The organism is Campylobacter sp. IFREMER_LSEM_CL2256 (genome assembly GCF_025771645.1).
In the GTDB taxonomy this organism is placed as follows: Bacteria; Campylobacterota; Campylobacteria; order Campylobacterales; family Campylobacteraceae; genus Campylobacter_D.
The window spans coordinates 122,932-141,221 of record NZ_JAKMQQ010000002.1 but is presented as its reverse complement, the minus strand read 5'-3'; the positions used below and the strand labels follow the sequence as shown (position 1 = coordinate 141,221).

Sequence of the window (18,290 nt, the reverse complement as noted above, 5' to 3'; positions counted from 1 at the left end):
TTTAGCTCTTATTTAAATTTTCACTAATAGTTTCATTGTATTTTTCTAAATACAAAATAATTTCTTTTAAAAAATCAATTTGACTTTGCAAAAAATAATTTTCATCTTTTTCTTTTTGAACTTTGTATTTTAAAACATCACATTCATTTTGAAAATATCTTGCTTGTAATATATCGGAAAAAAAATCACTTTTTGGAATTTTTATTCTAAGTTTTTCTAGTTTTTCTAAATTTTTTTCTTTAATAGCTTTCTTACATTCATTGATGAATATTTCACATTGCTTTATTTGTTTGATAAGTTTTTCTTTGCATTGTTTGATTTTTTTTTGAGGATTTTTTGGCTTTACTAAGGCGATGTTTTTGCTAATTTTTTCTTTTAGCATTTCTTCACAAACTTCTTTAAAAGGCTTTTCTATGGTTCCTTCTATCCTAGCCCCGCCCTCTGTGGCATTGTATGTTTTAATATTTAGGATATTTTTTGCAAGAGCAATATCTTTTTCAAAGCTTTTTAAAAACAAATACCAAGTAAGTTGCGTTTTTACTTTTCCATTGTCACCATAAGCAGTTATTTCTTTATAGACTATTTCCTTATCTCCTTGATCACCATATAGATGCTCTTTTGGGTGTGATTTGCCATCATCATTATAGGCTAAATCTTGTCCTATTAAAATAATATTTTCAAACCTTAAAGCTCCAGCTAATTCATAAGCCATATTAGCAACACTCATCCCACTTCCTAAAAAACCATATTCATTTAAACCAAGCTTGCTTTCAAAAAACAATGGTCTTAAAACAAGCATGTAATTTCTATTATTTTTTTCTATATATTGTATGGTATTTGGATGAGTTAAAGAAGCAATGATAAATAATATATCTTTATCAAAATCCCCAAAATCATTATTAAAAAATTCACTAGTCATTTCTTCTCTTTCCAATGAAAAAACATAATCAGGCTTAATTCCTTCTTTTGCTAAAATAGCATAAGAGCTATCAGCACTAAAAATCACAGCATTTTCTTGGTATTTTTTTAAAAGTGGTAGCTGTTTGATTAAAGATGGACCAGTTGAAACTATTATTGCATTTTTTGCCTTTGCTTTTCTGTCTTTTATTAGGTTTTTAAAAGGAATATGAGTGATGATTTTTTCTAGATTTATAACATTATGTTTTATTCCTATTAAAGCATCTTTTGGATCATTTCCTCGAGCGAGCATGAGTGTTTTGATTATGTTTAGTAAAGTTTGCATTATATTTTGGGCATTAGATGAGTAAAAATTGGTATAAAATTCATTGTAAAAGTGAAAGTTGAAAATTTTTAATGTATGTTTGATATTTGGATAATTAAATAAAATTTTCAATTGGGCGGTGTTGATATTAGGTGTAAAAAACAAAATAAGTTTTTCTTTTCTAAGAAGTGTGGTAAAATCAATCATATGAAAAGCTAGATATAAAATTTCTAATTCATCTTCAAAGATTATGATATGCTTTAAGTGTTGATTTTTTAAAAGTTCTATAAAAAATTTCCCATCACCAAAGCCATAAAAAAACAATACTGGATATAATTCAAATTTATTATAATCAAAAGAGTGATTTTCGTCTAAAAACATCTGATTGTGTGTATCAAAAATTTTATTTTCTATAAGTTGAAACTGTTGAGTGTTAGTTAATTTTCTTAGTTCATAAGCTAATATTTGATCAACTTCAAAAAGAGCTTGAGTGTTTTTTAAAAATAATTCTTTATTCATATTTATCCTGTGAAATTTTAATTTTATGGGATTTTGAAATTTGAATTTTTTGTATATATTTTTGCATATTCTTTTTTATTAGAATATTTTCAAATCTTGAAAAATTATTTTCTATGGTTTCTTTTAAAATTTTTATATGATTTTCAATAAGGATCAGCCACTCTAAATGTTCCTTTATCCATAATAATTTTTTATTATAAACATCTTCTTGGGTTTTTGGATGTAAGACATAAATTTTTGCCAAATTTAATTCAAATTGCATAAATAGAGGCCAAATAATTTCTTGTATGACTAAAATTTTACTTATGTGATCTTTGAAAGCATCAAATTGTTCTATGATTTTAGAAAAGTTATTCTCGTTGTCAATAAGTAAATGCACCTTATTGGCTAAAGATGAGCATTTGATGATTAACTCTTCGCAAATTTTTCTAGCTTGATGTAGCTTGTAAAAAGATTTTAATAGTAATTCTATTTTTTTATTTTCTTTGTTAATCCCGTTTATTTTTGCAAAATTTTTAACTGATTCTTTTTTCAACAATTCTTCGCAAAGTTCTTTAAAAGGTTTTTCTATGGTTCCTTCTATCCTAGCCCCACCTTCTGTGGCATTGTATGTTGTAATTTGAAAGGTGTTTTTTACAAAATTTATTTTTTTTTCTAATTCAACTCTAAACATATTCCATACTTCATGGGTTTTAATTTGTTCTTTTCCTCCATATGCTAGAGTATTTATATGAACTCTGCGATATGTATCGCAAGTGCTAGAATAATGGTAGTCTTTAGGATGAGAACTTCCATCTTTAGCATAGGCAAGATCTTGCCCTATAAAAATTATATTTTTGTATTCAAGAAGCACTGCTACAAAGTATGCCATATTTGCCACACTTGGACTATTTGAGAGTTTTCCAAAGTCTTTTAAGTTAAAATAATTATTAAAAGATAAATCCCTTTGCATAAGCATAAAATTTCTATGATTTTGTTTTAGATATTTTATGGTATTTGGATGAATAACACTAGATAGTATAAATAAAATATTTTTATCAAATTCTTTAAAATTATTATTGAAAAATTCGCTTGTTTTTTCTATTCTTTCTAATGAAAAAACATAATCAGGTTTAATGCCTTCTTTAGCTAGTATAGGGTATGAACCATCAGCACAAAATATACCAGCGTAATTTGCGTATTGTTTTAAAAGTGGAAGTTGCTTGGTTAAAGAAGGGCCAGTTGAGACTATAATGGCATTTTTGCACGCTTTTCTCCTTTTTAAAATCAACTCGTTAAAGCTTAAATTTGAAATTAAATCGGGTAAATTGTGAAGATAATTTTTTATACCTATTAAAGCATCTTTTGAGTTATTGCCACAACCTAGTATAGTTTGTTTTATATGTTTTTGTATATTTTCATTGGTGTGTAAAATTTCACTATGATATTTTTCATAATAACCACAATGGATATCTAAGAAATATACTCTTAAAAAATGAAAAAAAGGATCCTTATTGCATAAAATTTGAAAATCAAACATATTTAATTCATTGATGTCTAGTATAATCAAAGTATCTTTATCCAACTCTTTGCTAAAATCAACAAAATGAAAACTTAAATAGATAAATTCAAGCTCACATTCAAAAACAACAATTTTCTGATGATTTTGATTTTGCAAAAGAGCTTTGTATAAAATTCCATTGCCAAATCCAAAAAAATAAAGCACAGGATATAAAAAATATTTATCATTATATAAATTTAATTTTTCATTTAAATGCACTAAAGAATTTTCATAAAGTTTGCTTTTTGTGATTTTGCCATTACTTATAAAATTGATATCTAAAGGGTCAGTTCCTATGTTTACTTTAAATTTATTTGGTTTTAAATTTTTTAGTTTATTTTTTAAAATTTCATTCTTCAGGGAGTTAAGGTTTTTTTTGAATAATTTTTTATCCATAGTTTACTCCAAAAAATCTTCTTTTTTTAACGCTTGTCCAAATTCTATATCACAACTTGCTTTTTTACCAAGTATGATAGGTAAAAATTTAGGATGTAAGCCTAGGTTTGGTCTTATGCTTTTTATATTTTCTTGTGTAAAAATTTCACCTTTTTTTATATTTTTACTCGCATATAAGCTTCTTGCAAAATGACGATTTTTTAAAGTTTTTTCATCCATGCTAAATTCTTTGTTTCCTAAAGCTTGCTCGCTTAAACGCACCATAGAACACATTTTCTTAAACTCTTCATAATCAAGACTAAATTTAGCATCGGCACTATTTAAGCTTTTATCTAATATAAAATGTTTTTCTATGACTCTTGCTCCAAGAGCTACTGCTAAAGTAGGTGCTAAAAAACCCTCACTATGATCGCTTAAGCCTACTATGGTTTTAAATTTTTCTTGTAAAGTTTTGATGGCGTTTAAATTTAAATCACAAATTTGTGAAGGATAAGCCGAAGTGCATTTAAGCAAAATTAGATTTGGGTTGTTTTCTTCTTGGAAAATTTTAACAACCATTTCAAGCTCTTCTTCATAAGCTATACCCGTAGAAACCAAAGTAGGTTTGTTTTCTTTTGCCACATAACGCACAAAATCATAATCATTTACTTCAAAAGAAGCGATTTTATAAGCTGGGGGATTAAATTGTTTTAAAAAATTCACATCCTCTTTAGAGAAAGGACTAGAAAAGCAGATTAGCCCTTCATTTTTAGCACATTCAAAAAGTTTTTCATGCCACTCATAAGGCGTTTTAGCCTCTTCGTATAATTCGTATAGTTTACGTCCATGCCACAAACCACCTTCGATAATAAAATCTTTTTTGTTTGAATTTAGTGTTAGACTATCTGGGGTGTAGGTTTGAATTTTTATAGCATCAGCCCCTGCTTTTTTAGCTGCTTGTATGGTTTTTAAAGCCATTTCAAGACTGTTTGCATGGTTGGCTGAAAGCTCGGCAATGATAAAAACTTTTTCATCTAAATTAAAATTTTCTATAAACATTAAAAGCCTTTTAGCAAATCAAAATTATAGTATTTTATATTTTAATTATTAATTATGATTAAAGGTTTATTTAGTAAAATAAATTTATTATAAGTTTATTAAGGAAAAGCTATGACTAAAACACTTGAGTATTCAATTTATCATTTTTTTGAGCATATTTTAAAATTAAAAATTTCACAAAAAAGCGTGATTAGAGGCGAGCTTTATGGGGCTTCTATACCTTTGTATTTTAAAGATGAGGAATATAGTTTTTATTTGTTTTTTCAAAAACAAGCTTTAAATGAAATTGCACAATTTTTATTACATGAAGAATTAAAAGAAGATGGATTGGCAGATTTAGTTAAAGAAGTGGCTAATCAAATCATAGGCTATGCTAAAAAGCTACTTAATGATACTAATGGAAAAGATGAGTATCGTTTAGGTGTTCCTGAGTATTTAGGGCGTATTGATGGATTTTCAAAAATTAAACTCAAAGAAAAATTTACTTATGAAGTAAAAAATGCTTCCTTTAGAATAGGTTATAAAAAAATATGATAGAAGATCATTTAGGATTATTACAATCTTATGAAGATATTTTAGATATTAGTGTTGATTTTGTTAGTGAGCTTGGCACGACTAATATGAGTGTGAGAGAACTCTTAAAGCTAGAAGTTGGTTCTGTGATAGATCTTGAAAAGCCAGCAGGAGAAAGTGTGGAGCTTTACTTGAATAAAAGAATTTTTGGTAAAGGTGAGGTGATGGTGTATGAAAAAAACCTTGCCATAAGAATTAATGAGATTTTAGATTCTAAATCAGTATTGCAGTATTTTAAAAAAGAATTGCAATGAGATTTATTTGGATTTTACTACTTGCTTTGCCTCTTTTTGGGGCAAAAATTCTTGATTATAATATCTATCCTAGAGAAGATAGGGTGGATATTACTTTTTCATTTGATATTCCTTATAAAGAAGGCATTAGTCAAAAGAGAAAAGGCGATATTATTATCTTTACACTAAATGCTCAAAGTGTTAAAGAAGAAGATAAGACGTTAAATTCTAGCATAATTAAAAAAATAAAAATTTTTTCAGAAGGTAAAAAAACTTTTATAGCCTTAAGTGTTGGTGATAAGATACAAATTAATGCAGATACGATTGGTGAATATGGATTAAGACTACGCGCTCAAAAAGAAGGTATGAATTTAGCAACTAAAAATAGCTTAGAAGAAAAAAATGAGGAGATAAAAATGCAAGAGTATGATTTTACAAATTATATTTTAGTTGTAAGTGTTTTGATACTTTTGCTTGTTGGACTTTGGTTTTTAAAAATGTATTTAAGGCAAAAACATCCTTTAGATAGAAATTTTACTTTGATTTTTCAAAGACCACTTGATAGACATAACCAACTTGTGGTCTTTGAGTATGGCTTAAAACGCTATACTATGATCATAGGAAATTCTAATGTGGTATTAGAAACAAGTGAAGCTATGATGAAAAATGAGGAACAAAACAAAACATCCCAAAAACCAAAAGAAAAAGACTTTGATTCTTATTTTGAAGAAAATAAACAAAGATTGCAAAATTTACTTTTAAAACAAAATGCTTAATTAGATTGATTAAAGGCTAAAACAATAAGTTTTGGCTTTGAAATTTTTTTGATTTCTTCTCTTGAAAAATAAATTTGTTTTTTTGTTGAATAAATATATAAGGTATGATTTTTTAATGTAAAATCAAGATTTTCATCACTATCTTTAGCAAGTTTTTTTGCTAGTGCTAGAATAAAATTAAGCCAAGCTAATATATGGTTATTTGGTAATAATTCTTTAACATGTTCTATAGCAAGGGGATTTATTTTTTTACCATTGGCTTTTAAAAGAGTTGCAATAAGCAAAATTTCTTTGTGTGAAAAGCCAAAGTTTAAGCCACTCATTGCCATATAGGCGCTATGTTCATTAGCAAAATAAAAATTAATTTTTTCACCTATATGGGCTAATTTAGCAGCGCTTAAAAGATCTTTTTTAAAATCTGAACTTATTTTGTGAATAGGTGAAAGCACATCAAATAATTTACTTGCAAAATAAGCACTTTTATCTTTATAATCAACACCAAAGCGATCTTGTAAGGATTTTAAACTTGGGTTGAAATTTGGCGGAAATTTGGCATTAAATTGCGAAAAGTCATTAGTGTCGTTTTTTATTTTGGCGTATTTTTGAAAAAGATTAGATAAAAACACGCCTTCTCTGACACCTACTGCTGAAGTGATGATATTTTTAGCTTTGAGTTTTTTAGCTAAGGCTAAAAATATGACACAACCTTCTTTTATAGTATCAAAACGATCTTTTTTGATATCAAAATCTATTAAATTTTTTGCATTTTGAATTTTTTCTATATAATTTTTTTCTTTTTCAAAGCTGTAGCTGAAATTATGGATTATTTTTAAAGGATAGGAATTTTTTTTCATTATAGAATTTGATAATGCTCTTAAGCTTCCACCTATGGCAATAATATTTTCGCTTTGAAAATGTTTTGGAACTTGTATTAGAGCTTCTTGTATGAATTGATCTAGAGCGTTTAATCTTTTAGTATCATAAAAAATCTCTTTTAATCTTACAGTTCCTAGATCAAGTGAAATACAATCTATAATTTTACCTTCTTTAATCAAGCAAAGCTCGGTTGATCCTCCACCTATGTCTATGGTGGTGGCATTTTGAATATTTGATAGTAAATTTAACGCAGCAAGACCACCTAAAAATGATTCTGTTTTACCATTAATGCATTTTATATTTAAACCCACATTTTTTGATATTCTAGTAATAAATTCTTTTGCATTTGGTGCATCTCTTAGCGCAGAAGTTCCAACAGCAATAATTTTCCTGCATTTTTCTTTTACAGCTTTTTCTTTAAAATAAGCTAGTGCCTTCTCGGCCTTAAACATGGCTTCTTCTTGAAGGATTTTGTTGTTATTATAAGCATTTTCTCCAAGTCTTACTTTCTTTTTGTGTTCACTGCAAATAAAAAAACCATATCTTGAGGTTCTTTCAAAAACAACCATACGAACGGAGTTAGAGCCAAGATCAATTACTGCTGTTTTTTTAGCCATTAAATATCTTTATTTTTATGTTTTAAGCGAAGCTCATCAATACTTTCTACATTATCAGGATCAGGTATGATACAATCTACTGGACAGGCCACTATACAGGCTGGTTCTGAAAATTCATTCACACATTCAGTACATAAATCAGGATCTATGACATAGATTGGATCATTATCATAAATTGCTTCATCTGGGCATTCTTCTCTGCATGCATCACAGGATATACATTCTCTAGTGATTAAAAGTGACATACTTTTCCTTTTATTGATAATAAAGCAAACTTATACTATATAAAAACTTATAGCTAATTTAAAAAGAGATAAAAATATTTAATTTTTAGAATGATCAAATCATTCTAAAAATTTTTTAGTTAGTTTTTTTAGGAAAACAAAAGCGATATCCTCTGCGGCGCACAGTTTCTATAGTGGAAATATTAAGAGGTTTATCCATTTTTTGTCTTATTTGATTGATTGCAACTTCTATAACATTTGGAGTTACAAGTTCAGGTTCTTCCCAAATAGCATCTAAAAGTTGTTCTTTTGATACGATTTGATCAGAGTGTCTAGCAAGGTGAGTTAAAACTTCAAAAGGCTTTCCTTTTAACTCTATGTCTTTTCCTTGATAAGTGATTTTTTCTTCATCAGGATCAATCACTAAATCATCAATCTTAATCACATTTGTCCCGCCAAATCTAAGTCTAGCTTCGATTCTTGCCATTAAAATTTCAAAATCCAAAGGTTTTTTTATATAATCATCTGCTCCAGCTTTTAAAGCTTTGATTTCATTTTCTTTATCTGCTTTTGTACACATTGTTACTATAGCAGTTCTTGGAGATTTTTGTTTGATAGCATTGATCAAATCGCTTGCATCATTATTGCCTATAGTCCAATTTGATAATACTAAATCATAATGTCTAATACCTATAAAATACTCAGCGTCTTTAAAATTTTCTGAAGTGTCGCTTTGATAGCCAAACTCATTTAAAGTGTTTGATAAAGTTTTATTAAGCGATGCTTCATCTTCTACAACTAAAATACGCATTTTATTCCTTTGAAGATAGTTTTAGTGCAAAAGTATAACACAAATTAAGCAAATGTTCAAAATTCTTTAAAAAATTTTTAATATTTTTTGCTTAAACTAGCTCCAACGCACGCATTTTTGATGATATCGGGCTTATAACAAGTAATATTTATAAATTGAAGTTTTTTATGATGTTTTTTGATATCTTTGCATATATATTTTAAAGACTTTTCTATAGTCTTAAATTTTTTCTTTTTATAGATTTTTTCTATTCTAGTGCATAATTTTGCATAATCTAAAAATTTCTTACTTTTAGCTTCTAATTCTATTAGGACTTTTTGCTCTTGAATTCTTTCAAAATCCAAAAGCCCTATAATGCATTTAAATTCTAAGCTAACTTTTATATGACTTTGCATTCTTGTTTTCCAATAAGCCTTAAAATATTTGGTATGTGTTTATAAATTACTATAAAAGCGATGATAAATATCGGCGCATGGGTATTAATCACAGGCATATCATAATGAAATATAAAAGAAGTTGCAATTAAAACAATTAAAGCTCCAAGTGAAGCTAAGCTTGAAATTTTAAATACCTTACCTATAATAAACCAAGCCAAAAGTGCACATATAATCTCAAAAGGTAAAAATACTGCTAAAACCCCAGCTCCAGTAGCTACTCCTTTGCCACCTTCAAATTTTAAATAAGGAGAAAAACAATGGCCAAATACTGCTAAAACCGCCATAGTCCATAAGATATTTTCATCATAGCCTAAAATTTTTGCTACTAATATAGGTACAATTCCTTTAAGTGCATCTAAGACAATTGTTGCAACAGCAAGTGTTTTAGCAAGCTTAGGATCGTTTTCTTTTACTACTCTTAAAACATTGGTAGCACCTATGCTTTTACTGCCTGCATTTTTGATATTTGTTTTGGCAAAAATTTGAGCTAGTAAAAGACCAAAAGGTATAGCACCTATAAGATAAGCTAAAAGATAAATTATTAAATTTTCCATTTACTTTCTATCCTAATTCTATAAAGATTTATAATAATGATAGCAAAAAACTCTGAAATAAATATTTAAGAGATATTTTATCCTATAATAATTTTTATTTTTAAATAGAAATTTTTTATTTTATTTAAAGAAAATTATAGATATATTTTCAATAAGTTTATTTTAAATAGGCTTTATTTTATCTTATTTAGGAGTGAATAATGAAAAAAATTTCATTATTAGTTGCATCATCATTATTAGTTGCATCAACTGCTTTTGCTAACGATAAAGCTTTGCTTGATGAAGCAAAAGCAGCAGGTTTAGCACCTTTGCCAAAGGATCAAGCAGGCGTTGAAAAACTATTAAAAGAAATGGGTGTTAAAGCTAGTAAGTTTTCTAAAGAAAAAGCTAATCTTGGTAAAAAGCTGTATTTTGAACCAAGACTTTCTAAAAGTGGTTTGATTTCTTGTAATACCTGTCACAACTTAGGTATGGGTGGTGCTGATGGTATAGCAGCAGCTGTAGGACACAAATGGACTGCTAATCCTCATCATTTAAATTCGCCAACAGTTTATAACTCTGTTTTAAATTCAACTCAATTTTGGGATGGTAGAGCAGGTACTTTAGCAGATCAAGCAAAAGGACCAATCGAGGCAGAACCTGAAATGGCAACTCCTGCTAAATTAGCAGTAGAAAAAATTTCTTCTATGCCAGAATATGTTAAAGAATTTAAAAAAATATATGGTAATGATGGGGTAACTTTTGATAATATAGCAGATGCTATTGCTACATTTGAAAGAACACTTCTAACTCCATCTAAATTTGATAAATTCTTAGAAGGTGATACAAAAGCTTTAAGCAAAAAAGAAAAAGAAGGTTTAAAAACTTTCATCGATAAAGGCTGTACAGCTTGTCATACAGGAGTAAATTTAGGTGATAGCATGCAAGCTTTCCAAGTGGCAGCTAAATATAAATTTGCAAATGTAGGTGATTTTAAAGGTGATGCAAATGGTTTAGTTAAAACTCCAACTTTAAGAAATATTGCCGAAACAGCTCCATACTTCCATAATGGCGCTATTTGGTCTTTACAAGATGCGATTAAAGAAATGGGTAGTGTGCAACTTGGCATAGAAATTTCTGACAAAGAAGCAGCTTCTATAGAAACTTTCTTACATGCTCTAACAGGCAAAAAACCAAGCATTACTTATCCTCAACTTCCAAAAGCTACTGAAAAAACTCCAAAACCAGAGCTTTAATTAAAATTTTCCCTAAAGATATTTCTTTAGGGAATGTTGTTTTTTGTTTATTTTTTATATATAATACATTCTTAATTTTTAATTAGGAATTGGCTATGAAAAATAAAATTTTATTTAGTGTGATTGCATTAACAGCTATTTTATTTAGTGCGTGTGCTAATCATGCAAAAGTAAACAATGAATTAGAGCAAAAGTTAACCCAAAAGATATGTTCTGATGAATTTTTTACTCAAGAAATGACTAAGGTAGATAAAAAAGATGATCCAGTATATGTAGGATTAAATGCAGGTTTAATCGCAAAAAATTGTGGAGATTTTAATCTTAGTAATGAATTTTTTGATAAGGTTGAGGAATCTTATCAAGTTGATGTGGATTTAAGAAGTGGCGCTCAAAAAATTGCTAAAACAGCTGTAACTACATTAATAAATGATTCTATATTAGACTATGATGGCTCTTTATATGAAAGAATAATGGTAAATACATATAAGGGTTTAAATTTTATGAGTGAGGGTGATTATAATAATGCAAGAGTGGAGTTTAAAAGAGCTTTATTGCGTCAAGATAGAGCAAAAGATTATTTTAAAGCTCAAATTGCTAAAAATAAAGCAGAATTAGAAAAGGCCAAAAAAGAAGATCCAAATTTTAATAAAAATTTTAGTGAATCAACAAAACAAATAAATGCTCAATATGAAGCTTTGTTTGAAGAATTTTCAACAAGTAAAAATTTTACCAATCCTTATGCAACTTACTTAGCTTCGATTTTTTATTATATGAGTAAAGATTATACTTTAGCTAAAGATTTATTTAAAGAAATAAAGATTTTAAACCCAAAAAATAAAGAAATTAATAAAGAGTGGAAAGCAATTAGCAATGCTAAATCAAAAAATAAATATGTTTTTATTGTTTATGAGAATGGTTTTGGTGTGATAAAGGATGAGTTTAAATTAACTCTGCCTTTGATTTTAAATGACACTCTTACGACAACTTCTATTGCTCTACCTAAGCTAAAAAAAAGAAGCCAGTCTTTTGAGTATTTAAGTGTAAATGATACTAATACTACAAAATTAGTTGATTTGGATAATGTTGTAGCAAGCGAGTTTAAGTTCGAGCAACCATCAATAGTTACCAAAGCAATAGTTTCAGCTATCTTAAAAACTACTATCAATGCAGCAGTAGCTAACAATGACTCAATGGGAGGTTTTTTAAGCCTTGCTAGTGGTATCATGAATGCAGCAACTACTCAAGCTGATGTTAGATCTTGGAGAGGATTGCCACAAAGTATAGGAGTTGTTATGATTAAAAATACAGGTAAAATTATTATTAAAACTCCAAGTGATGATGTGTTATTTGAAAGACAGATTAATCCAAAGAAAAATGTATTGGTTGTAGTGCGTTCTTTTGCACCTAATATTGCTCCAAGTATAAATATCATAGAAAAATGAAAAAGTTAATTTTTTTATTATTATTAAATTGTATGTTATTGGTTTCACAAGATGCTCTTGATGTAAACTTTAAACATACAAATGTAAAAAGTATAAAAGAAAGAATAAATAATGCAGGATTATTAGAAGTGCAGATTATTTTTTATAGTTCTGCTGATAAAAAACTTTCTTATAAAATAGAATGGTTTGATAAAGATGGGTTTGTTATAAAAAATACTATTGATAAAAACTATAAAAATATAAGATTATTAGCTAAACAAGAGTATATTATACAAAATATAGCTAGTAATAAGGAAGCAAAAAAATATAAAATATATATTAAATAAAAAAGGATAAAAAATGCAAAAAATTAAAATTTTAACAAGTGTAGTGGCTATAGGTGTTTTATTTAGTGCGTGTATGCAACAACCTACTTATGTAGATGGAACTGCGGCAAAAGTAAAACAAGGCAATTCTTTAAGCATGGCTTTAACTGGTGAAGATTTTGACAATACAGCTAAAGAGATGTTAAATAGTTTGCTTAATTCAAGTTATGTTGTGAATAAAATAGGAAATTCAGGTAAGGCTATTGTGGCAGTTTATGATGTGGTAAATGATACGGCTTTAAGAATAGATACTAGAAATTTGACAGATTTGATGGTAGAAGAACTTATAAATTCAGGTAAATTTGCAGCTTCAGCTACTCAGGGCAATGATAGTGCTACTCAAAATAATATGGACGATGTAACGAGCGATAAAGATGATGATAGATATGATAAAGCTACAGTATCTAAAAATCATACGCAAATTAGCGCTTCTTTGACTTTACAGGGAAGAATTGGTCAGCAAAATATAAAATTAAGTAATGGTAAAACCCAAGTTGAATACTTTTTTGTTATGAAATTAGCAGAAAAAGTTAGTGGCTTAGTAGTATGGCAAAAAACCAATAGAATCAATAAACTAGGATCTAGTAAAACTGTAAGCTGGTAATATAAAACAACAAGGAAAGATATGATGAAAAAAAGATTTATTATTGGATCATTATTGGTAGCGAGTTTTCTTTATGCTCAAGCAACTCCACAAGTTGAAATTACTCAAGAAGATATTAAAATTCAAAATGAAATGTCAGATGCTAGCTCTAAAGATATTACTCCAAAATCTTTAGATGATTTTTTTGAAGAATTTGCAGATAATTTTGGTATAGAATATGGTATTACAAAAGATGGAAAAACCTTTTATACGGGTAGAAGTGTAGTTGCGCTAAGCGATAGCGATCCTCAATTTGCTCAAGCTTTGCAAAATGCTTACCAAAAAGCTATGCTTAATTTACAGTCTGATTTTATTGAAGATGCCTTTGGAAGAATGGCAGTGAGTAAAATTCAAAATTACGAAGCTGATAATTCTACTAATGCAAAAGAATTTGAAGAACTACCAAAAGGAAGTGTTGTAGGGCAAATTTTTGATAAACTGGTTCAATTAAGTGGTGCAAAATTAGATAAAGCTTTGGGAGATTTGGGCATTAATGTAGAAGGTTTAACAGAGGAAAGAAAAAAGATTTTATTAAAAGAAGAGTTTCTTAATAAAACAATTACTAGTGCAGTTGGTTCAATGAGCGGTTTAATTCCTGTGCAAACTATAGTTACGCAAAGAAGAGGGCAATATGATATTGGTGTAATTGCAGTTGTTTCTAAAAAAACTCGTCAACTTGCTAAAGATATGTCTTTAGCGCGTCAAAGTAACATCAAAGGTAAAGGAAAAAATATCAACGAGTATTTACCAAAAGACAATAAAGGCTTTCTTAATGAATATGGTATTCGCTTAGTTTATGATGAAAAAGGTTCACCGGTTATTTTAAGCTATGGAAATTGGGGTTATATTGCTGATGCAAATAATGCCAAGAAGACAAATATATTAGAAGATAGGGCTAAAGATACAGCTTCAACTATGGCTGATGCAGCTATAATTGAATTTATCAATACAAATTTAAGTTTAAAAGATGAAAAAACTACAGGTGAAAGTTATGAAGAAATCATCAAGCAAAGCTTAAATATCAATGACAACACTACTCAAGAACAAATTCAAGATTTCACAAATATTGTAGAAAAAATCAATACAAAAATAAAAGCAAGTGCTAGCGGAAAAATCAAAGGCATAGGAACACTTAAAAGATGGAATTATACAAGCGAAAATGGTATAGAACATGTAGGTGTTGTAAGATTTTATTCTTATGATAATGTGGCAAATATTAACGAAGCTTTAAAATCAAATTCAAATACTAGTGTCCCAAAAACTGAACCTAAAAAGTCTTCTAATATACAAAGAAGTTCTAATGTTGTAAATGATATAGATGATTTTTAGGAAAAATTTATGAAGATATTACAAATTTGTATTTTGATTTTATGTTTTCATTTGAGTTTATATGCCAAAATAATCACCACAAGCACTACCAATTCAAGTACAGGCGAGGGTATAGGAGCTAGCAGAGAAGAGGCAATAAATAATGCCATAATAGAAGCTATTGGTAAATTAAATGGTGTTAATATTGACTCAACCAAGCAGTCTTTTGTCGGGGTAAATTCAAATAATAAAAAGACTAATATAGAAGATAGCTATAAAGAGCAAATCATAAAAGCTACAAAAGGCAGAGTTGATGCATATGAAATTGATAGTGTGGTTCAAGAAAACGACAAATACATAGCAAATGTAACCATTTTTAAAACTACTACTCATAAAAAATATCAAATACCAGGTTATAAGCCAGATAGTAGAAGAAGTATTACGGTATTTAATACCTCTTCTAAACACCAAGAGCTTGGAAATATTTTACAGCAAAAAATTATCACAGATTTACTTCAAAGTAGGAAATTTAATGTTTTAGATAGAGATTCTAAAGGTTATTATGAAATGGAGAAAGCTTTGATAAATTCATCTAATACGCATAAAGATGAAATTTACAAACTTAAGAATGTTTTAGCTACTGATTATATTTTGTTATTTCATGTAGGTGGAGTAGATCTTAAAACCAAAGGAAATAAAAATAAAATAGATGTTGTGGTGGATTATCGCGTGCTTTTATTTGCCACCAGACAAATTAAATTTTCAAATACTTTAACCATGTCAGCCTTTGTTAAAGGTGATTCTTTAGTAGCTAGTGAAAAGCTAAGTGAAAAAATTGCAAAGAAAATTTCAGATGATATTTTAAATGCTATTTATCCTTTAAAAGTTGCACAAGTTAGTAATAATGAAGTAGTCTTCTCGCAAACTTTGAGTAATGATGAAATCTATGAGTGTTATTCTTTGGGTGAAGTGATAAAGGATGTTTATACTAAAGAAAATACAGCAAGAATAGAAACAAAAAGTGGAAAGGTTCAAATTATCCGCTCAACACCAAAACTATCATATGCTAAAATTCTTGAAGGAAGTGTTAAAAAAGATGATATTTGTAGACCTTTAGATGATAGCGGTGTTGGAATGGAAAAACAACATAGTGTAAATCCAAACGGTACAGTAAATTTAGGTTGGTAATTAACCTAAATTTAAAATTATTTTGAGTATAATCTTAAGTTTTAACCACTAAAGCTTTTTAAATTTATGTTTTATACATAATGCTTTATGGTGCTACCAAAATATTTTAAGAAAGGATAGCTGTATGTATGCTATTATAAAACACAGTGGAAAACAATACAGAGTAAGCCAAGGTGATGAGCTTAAACTAGATCGTTTTGAAGCTGAAGCAAAATCAAGCGTAGAAGTAAGTGAAGTTCTTGCTGTATGCGATAAAGAATTAAAGGTAGGTGCGCCGTTTGTTGCGGGTGCAAAAGTTGTTTTAGAAGTGATTGCTCATGGAAAAGACAAAAAAGTTGTGATTTATAAAAAAAGACGTAGAAAAGACTCAAAATTAAAACGTGGTTTTAGAAGACAATTTACTCGCGTTAGAGTAGTAGATATTAAAGCTTAAGGAGTAAAGAATGGCACACAAGAAAGGTCAAGGTTCAACTCAGAATAATCGTGATTCTATAGGTCGTCGTCTAGGTGTTAAAAAATTTGGTGGAGAATTTGTTCGCGCTGGTAACATCATCATTCGCCAAAGAGGAACAGCAACTCATGCAGGTAATAACGTAGGCATGGGAAAAGATCATACAATTTTTGCTTTAATTGATGGTTTTGTAAAATTTGAAAGAAAAGATAAAAATAGAAAAAAAGTTTCTGTTTATCCTGCATAATTTAAAGGCTACTTTGTAGCCTTTTTCTTCTTTTTAATCTTAATATATTAAAAAAAATATAATATCATTTTAAAAATTTATACTTTGGTGATTGTATGTTTATAGATAATGTGAAATTAGTTTTAAGTTCAGGCAATGGTGGTAAAGGTGCTGTGAGTTTTCGCCGTGAAAAACATGTTCCACTTGGTGGGCCTGATGGTGGTGATGGCGGAAATGGTGGTGATGTGTATTTTATATGTGATAATAATACTCATACCCTAGCGCACTTTAAAGGTAAAAAAGAACTTAAAGCACAAAATGGCCAGCCGGGTTTGGACCGTAACAAAAATGGCAAAAGAGGGGAAAGTTTAGAGTTGATTGTCCCTCAAGGCACCCAAGTAATTGATGCACAAAGTGGGGAAGTTTTACTTGATATGTTAGTAGAAGGTCAAAAAGAACTCTTTTTAAAAGGTGGTAAAGGTGGTCTTGGTAATACTCACTTTAAAAACTCTACCAATCAACGCCCAGATTATGCCCAACCAGGAGTGACAGGAAAAACCTTAAGTGTGCGCTTAGAGTTAAAACTCATAGCAGATGTTGGGCTTGTAGGCTTTCCAAATGTAGGAAAATCCACTCTTATAAGCGTAGTGTCTAATGCAAGACCTGAAATAGCTAATTATGAATTTACTACTTTAACTCCAAAACTTGGTATGGTTGAAGTAGATGATTATAATTCTTTTGTAATGGCAGACATTCCAGGTATTATAGAAGGTGCAAGCGATGGTAGGGGTTTGGGGCTTGAGTTTTTAAGACACATAGAAAGAACTTCTTTTTTACTTTTTGTACTTGATCCATTAAGAGATATGAGTTTAAAAGAACAATTTTGCATTTTAAGAAAAGAATTAGAAAAATTTTCAAGCAAGCTTTATGCAAGAAATTTTGGCTTAATGCTTTCAAAAAGTGATAGTGTAAATTTGGGTGAGGAATTTGCACAAAAAATGGAAGATGATTATAATGAGTTAAAAGCTTATTTACAAAGTCAAAATAATCCACAAAGTTTTTTTGTTAAAGTATCAAGCCTTGAAAAAACAGGTTTAAAAGAGCTTAAATTTATGCTTTTAGAAGAAGTTAAAAAAATTAGAAGTCAAAATAATCTTTGATGAGTGAAAAATTAACTATAGATTTTATCCAAGAATATATCAAGTCCAATTTTAAAGGTTTGGTATATAAATTTACCTATAAAGAACATAGCTTTTTTTATAATCCCGATAAGGTTTTAAAAAACGGAGTTTATTTTTGTACTATTAAAGAAAATGATGGCATAAATGATAAAGCTTCGAATTTAAATAGAGAAGGTGTGTTTCGTCTAAGTTGCTCTCTTTGTGATCAAGATTACCAAAATCTTTTTGGTCAAAAACCTAAAAAAGCTTTAAAGGGTGAGATTGTTAGTTTAAATTATGATTTTTCTATGCTTGATCTTATCATGCCTCATCCAATTTATGCTTATATGGGATATATTTGTATTAACAATCCTTCAAGAAAAAATTTTGAAATTTTTAAAGATTATCTTGAGCTTTCATATCAAAAAGCTATAAAAACTTATCAAAAAAAGGATA

20 protein-coding genes and 1 pseudogene are annotated in these 18,290 nt (G+C 28.7%); 13 read left to right on the top strand and 8 right to left on the bottom strand.

What is annotated here, in order from left to right:
* Nucleotide 1: 1 nt before the first annotated feature.
* The 3 genes from L8U00_RS01790 to pseI are packed head-to-tail and all read right to left on the bottom strand — an operon-like array spanning nucleotide 2 to nucleotide 4,715.
* Entirely contained in the window at nucleotides 2-1,741 is a 1,740-nt protein-coding gene (locus L8U00_RS01790) for a motility associated factor glycosyltransferase family protein (RefSeq protein WP_263708319.1), read from the bottom strand.
* The gene (locus L8U00_RS01785) at nucleotides 1,734-3,677 is read right to left on the bottom strand and encodes a motility associated factor glycosyltransferase family protein (RefSeq protein ID WP_263708318.1); all 1,944 of its coding nucleotides are present in this window, start codon (nucleotides 3,675-3,677) and stop codon (nucleotides 1,734-1,736) included. The genes L8U00_RS01790 and L8U00_RS01785 overlap by 8 nt, the downstream gene beginning before the upstream one ends.
* Nucleotides 3,678-3,680: 3 nt before the next feature.
* Nucleotides 3,681-4,715 carry a pseudaminic acid synthase gene (pseI, locus tag L8U00_RS01780; RefSeq protein WP_263708317.1) on the bottom strand — a complete coding sequence of 345 codons (1,035 nt, stop codon included), beginning with the start codon at nucleotides 4,713-4,715 and terminating at the stop codon, nucleotides 3,681-3,683.
* Between the two features lie 111 nt (nucleotides 4,716-4,826).
* Between pseI and L8U00_RS01775 the strand changes: the two genes are divergently transcribed.
* The 3 genes from L8U00_RS01775 to L8U00_RS01765 are packed head-to-tail and all read left to right on the top strand — an operon-like array spanning nucleotide 4,827 to nucleotide 6,297.
* A complete protein-coding gene (locus L8U00_RS01775) occupies nucleotides 4,827-5,249 on the top strand; it encodes a hypothetical protein (RefSeq protein WP_012660918.1) in 423 nt (140 codons plus the stop codon).
* Complete coding sequence (fliN, locus tag L8U00_RS01770) at nucleotides 5,246-5,542, top strand: flagellar motor switch protein FliN (RefSeq protein WP_012660919.1); 297 nt, start codon at nucleotides 5,246-5,248, stop codon at nucleotides 5,540-5,542. Before L8U00_RS01775 ends, fliN begins: the two co-directional genes overlap by 4 nt.
* Nucleotides 5,539-6,297 (top strand): hypothetical protein, encoded by a 759-nt coding sequence (locus L8U00_RS01765; RefSeq protein WP_263708316.1) that lies wholly within the window; start codon nucleotides 5,539-5,541, stop codon nucleotides 6,295-6,297. Before fliN ends, L8U00_RS01765 begins: the two co-directional genes overlap by 4 nt.
* Here the strand turns inward: L8U00_RS01765 and L8U00_RS01760 are convergent.
* The 5 genes from L8U00_RS01760 to plsY form a co-directional block, all read right to left on the bottom strand.
* Nucleotides 6,294-7,790, bottom strand: a complete 1,497-nt coding sequence (locus L8U00_RS01760; RefSeq protein WP_263708315.1) for a Ppx/GppA phosphatase family protein — start codon at nucleotides 7,788-7,790, stop codon at nucleotides 6,294-6,296. The two genes, L8U00_RS01765 and L8U00_RS01760, sit on opposite strands and share 4 nt — an antisense overlap.
* A complete protein-coding gene (locus tag L8U00_RS01755; RefSeq protein ID WP_012660922.1) occupies nucleotides 7,790-8,035 on the bottom strand; it encodes a YfhL family 4Fe-4S dicluster ferredoxin in 246 nt (81 codons plus the stop codon). Before L8U00_RS01755 ends, L8U00_RS01760 begins: the two co-directional genes overlap by 1 nt.
* Before the next feature lie 115 nt (nucleotides 8,036-8,150).
* Nucleotides 8,151-8,825: a homeostatic response regulator transcription factor HsrA gene (gene hsrA, locus L8U00_RS01750; RefSeq protein WP_039667907.1), complete on the bottom strand. Its 675-nt coding sequence runs from the start codon at nucleotides 8,823-8,825 to the stop codon at nucleotides 8,151-8,153.
* Between the two features lie 77 nt (nucleotides 8,826-8,902).
* A complete protein-coding gene (locus L8U00_RS01745; RefSeq protein ID WP_173787072.1) occupies nucleotides 8,903-9,220 on the bottom strand; it encodes a dihydroneopterin aldolase in 318 nt (105 codons plus the stop codon).
* On the bottom strand, nucleotides 9,205-9,816 hold the full coding sequence (gene plsY / locus L8U00_RS01740) for a glycerol-3-phosphate 1-O-acyltransferase PlsY (RefSeq protein ID WP_263708314.1): 612 nt from the start codon (nucleotides 9,814-9,816) through the stop codon (nucleotides 9,205-9,207). The genes L8U00_RS01745 and plsY overlap by 16 nt, the downstream gene beginning before the upstream one ends.
* A gap of 200 nt (nucleotides 9,817-10,016) precedes the next feature.
* On the opposite strand from plsY, the gene L8U00_RS01735 reads away from it, so the two are divergent.
* The 10 genes and pseudogenes from L8U00_RS01735 to L8U00_RS01690 form a co-directional block, all read left to right on the top strand.
* Nucleotides 10,017-11,051, top strand: coding sequence for a cytochrome-c peroxidase (locus L8U00_RS01735; RefSeq protein WP_263708313.1), 1,035 nt, complete (start codon nucleotides 10,017-10,019; stop codon nucleotides 11,049-11,051).
* A 95-nt stretch (nucleotides 11,052-11,146) separates the two neighbouring features.
* A complete protein-coding gene (locus L8U00_RS01730; RefSeq protein ID WP_263708312.1) occupies nucleotides 11,147-12,493 on the top strand; it encodes a COG3014 family protein in 1,347 nt (448 codons plus the stop codon).
* Nucleotides 12,490-12,819, top strand: coding sequence for a YcfL family protein (locus tag L8U00_RS01725; RefSeq protein WP_263708311.1), 330 nt, complete (start codon nucleotides 12,490-12,492; stop codon nucleotides 12,817-12,819). Before L8U00_RS01730 ends, L8U00_RS01725 begins: the two co-directional genes overlap by 4 nt.
* A 13-nt stretch (nucleotides 12,820-12,832) precedes the next feature.
* The gene (lpoB, locus tag L8U00_RS01720) at nucleotides 12,833-13,462 is read left to right on the top strand and encodes a penicillin-binding protein activator LpoB (protein ID WP_263708309.1); all 630 of its coding nucleotides are present in this window, start codon (nucleotides 12,833-12,835) and stop codon (nucleotides 13,460-13,462) included.
* A gap of 24 nt (nucleotides 13,463-13,486) precedes the next feature.
* The gene (locus L8U00_RS01715) at nucleotides 13,487-14,830 is read left to right on the top strand and encodes a DUF6844 domain-containing protein (RefSeq protein ID WP_263708308.1); all 1,344 of its coding nucleotides are present in this window, start codon (nucleotides 13,487-13,489) and stop codon (nucleotides 14,828-14,830) included.
* A 9-nt stretch (nucleotides 14,831-14,839) separates the two neighbouring features.
* Nucleotides 14,840-15,997, top strand: coding sequence for an LPP20 family lipoprotein (locus L8U00_RS01710; protein ID WP_263708307.1), 1,158 nt, complete (start codon nucleotides 14,840-14,842; stop codon nucleotides 15,995-15,997).
* Nucleotides 15,998-16,121: 124 nt separating this feature from the next.
* Entirely contained in the window at nucleotides 16,122-16,430 is a 309-nt protein-coding gene (gene rplU, locus L8U00_RS01705; protein WP_039617324.1) for a 50S ribosomal protein L21, read from the top strand.
* A 10-nt stretch (nucleotides 16,431-16,440) separates the two neighbouring features.
* Complete coding sequence (gene rpmA, locus L8U00_RS01700; protein WP_002862355.1) at nucleotides 16,441-16,695, top strand: 50S ribosomal protein L27; 255 nt, start codon at nucleotides 16,441-16,443, stop codon at nucleotides 16,693-16,695.
* 95 nt (nucleotides 16,696-16,790) lie between these two features.
* Entirely contained in the window at nucleotides 16,791-17,834 is a 1,044-nt protein-coding gene (gene obgE / locus L8U00_RS01695) for a GTPase ObgE (RefSeq protein ID WP_263708306.1), read from the top strand.
* Nucleotides 17,834-18,277 (top strand): annotated as a pseudogene (locus L8U00_RS01690) (DUF6194 family protein); the annotation flags it as partial. The gene obgE and the pseudogene L8U00_RS01690, both read left to right, overlap by 1 nt.
* Nucleotides 18,278-18,290: the final 13 nt, after the last annotated feature.

Excerpts from the sequence above, each read along its gene's own strand:
- L8U00_RS01725 (WP_263708311.1), top strand. The coding sequence starts at position 12,490 with ATGAAAAAGTTAATTTTTTTATTATTATTAAATTGTATGTTATTGGTT.
- fliN (WP_012660919.1), top strand. The coding sequence starts at position 5,246 with ATGATAGAAGATCATTTAGGATTATTACAATCTTATGAAGATATTTTA.
- L8U00_RS01790 (WP_263708319.1), bottom strand. The coding sequence starts at position 1,741 with ATGAATAAAGAATTATTTTTAAAAAACACTCAAGCTCTTTTTGAAGTT.
- L8U00_RS01730 (WP_263708312.1), top strand. The coding sequence starts at position 11,147 with ATGAAAAATAAAATTTTATTTAGTGTGATTGCATTAACAGCTATTTTA.
- L8U00_RS01710 (WP_263708307.1), top strand. The coding sequence starts at position 14,840 with ATGAAGATATTACAAATTTGTATTTTGATTTTATGTTTTCATTTGAGT.
- L8U00_RS01760 (WP_263708315.1), bottom strand. The coding sequence starts at position 7,790 with ATGGCTAAAAAAACAGCAGTAATTGATCTTGGCTCTAACTCCGTTCGT.
- lpoB (WP_263708309.1), top strand. The coding sequence starts at position 12,833 with ATGCAAAAAATTAAAATTTTAACAAGTGTAGTGGCTATAGGTGTTTTA.
- L8U00_RS01715 (WP_263708308.1), top strand. The coding sequence starts at position 13,487 with ATGAAAAAAAGATTTATTATTGGATCATTATTGGTAGCGAGTTTTCTT.
- L8U00_RS01735 (WP_263708313.1), top strand. The coding sequence starts at position 10,017 with ATGAAAAAAATTTCATTATTAGTTGCATCATCATTATTAGTTGCATCA.
- L8U00_RS01765 (WP_263708316.1), top strand. The coding sequence starts at position 5,539 with ATGAGATTTATTTGGATTTTACTACTTGCTTTGCCTCTTTTTGGGGCA.
- L8U00_RS01755 (WP_012660922.1), bottom strand. The coding sequence starts at position 8,035 with ATGTCACTTTTAATCACTAGAGAATGTATATCCTGTGATGCATGCAGA.
- hsrA (WP_039667907.1), bottom strand. The coding sequence starts at position 8,825 with ATGCGTATTTTAGTTGTAGAAGATGAAGCATCGCTTAATAAAACTTTA.
- obgE (WP_263708306.1), top strand. The coding sequence starts at position 16,791 with ATGTTTATAGATAATGTGAAATTAGTTTTAAGTTCAGGCAATGGTGGT.
- L8U00_RS01745 (WP_173787072.1), bottom strand. The coding sequence starts at position 9,220 with ATGCAAAGTCATATAAAAGTTAGCTTAGAATTTAAATGCATTATAGGG.
- plsY (WP_263708314.1), bottom strand. The coding sequence starts at position 9,816 with ATGGAAAATTTAATAATTTATCTTTTAGCTTATCTTATAGGTGCTATA.
- L8U00_RS01775 (WP_012660918.1), top strand. The coding sequence starts at position 4,827 with ATGACTAAAACACTTGAGTATTCAATTTATCATTTTTTTGAGCATATT.
- L8U00_RS01785 (WP_263708318.1), bottom strand. The coding sequence starts at position 3,677 with ATGGATAAAAAATTATTCAAAAAAAACCTTAACTCCCTGAAGAATGAA.
- rplU (WP_039617324.1), top strand. The coding sequence starts at position 16,122 with ATGTATGCTATTATAAAACACAGTGGAAAACAATACAGAGTAAGCCAA.
- rpmA (WP_002862355.1), top strand. The coding sequence starts at position 16,441 with ATGGCACACAAGAAAGGTCAAGGTTCAACTCAGAATAATCGTGATTCT.
- pseI (WP_263708317.1), bottom strand. The coding sequence starts at position 4,715 with ATGTTTATAGAAAATTTTAATTTAGATGAAAAAGTTTTTATCATTGCC.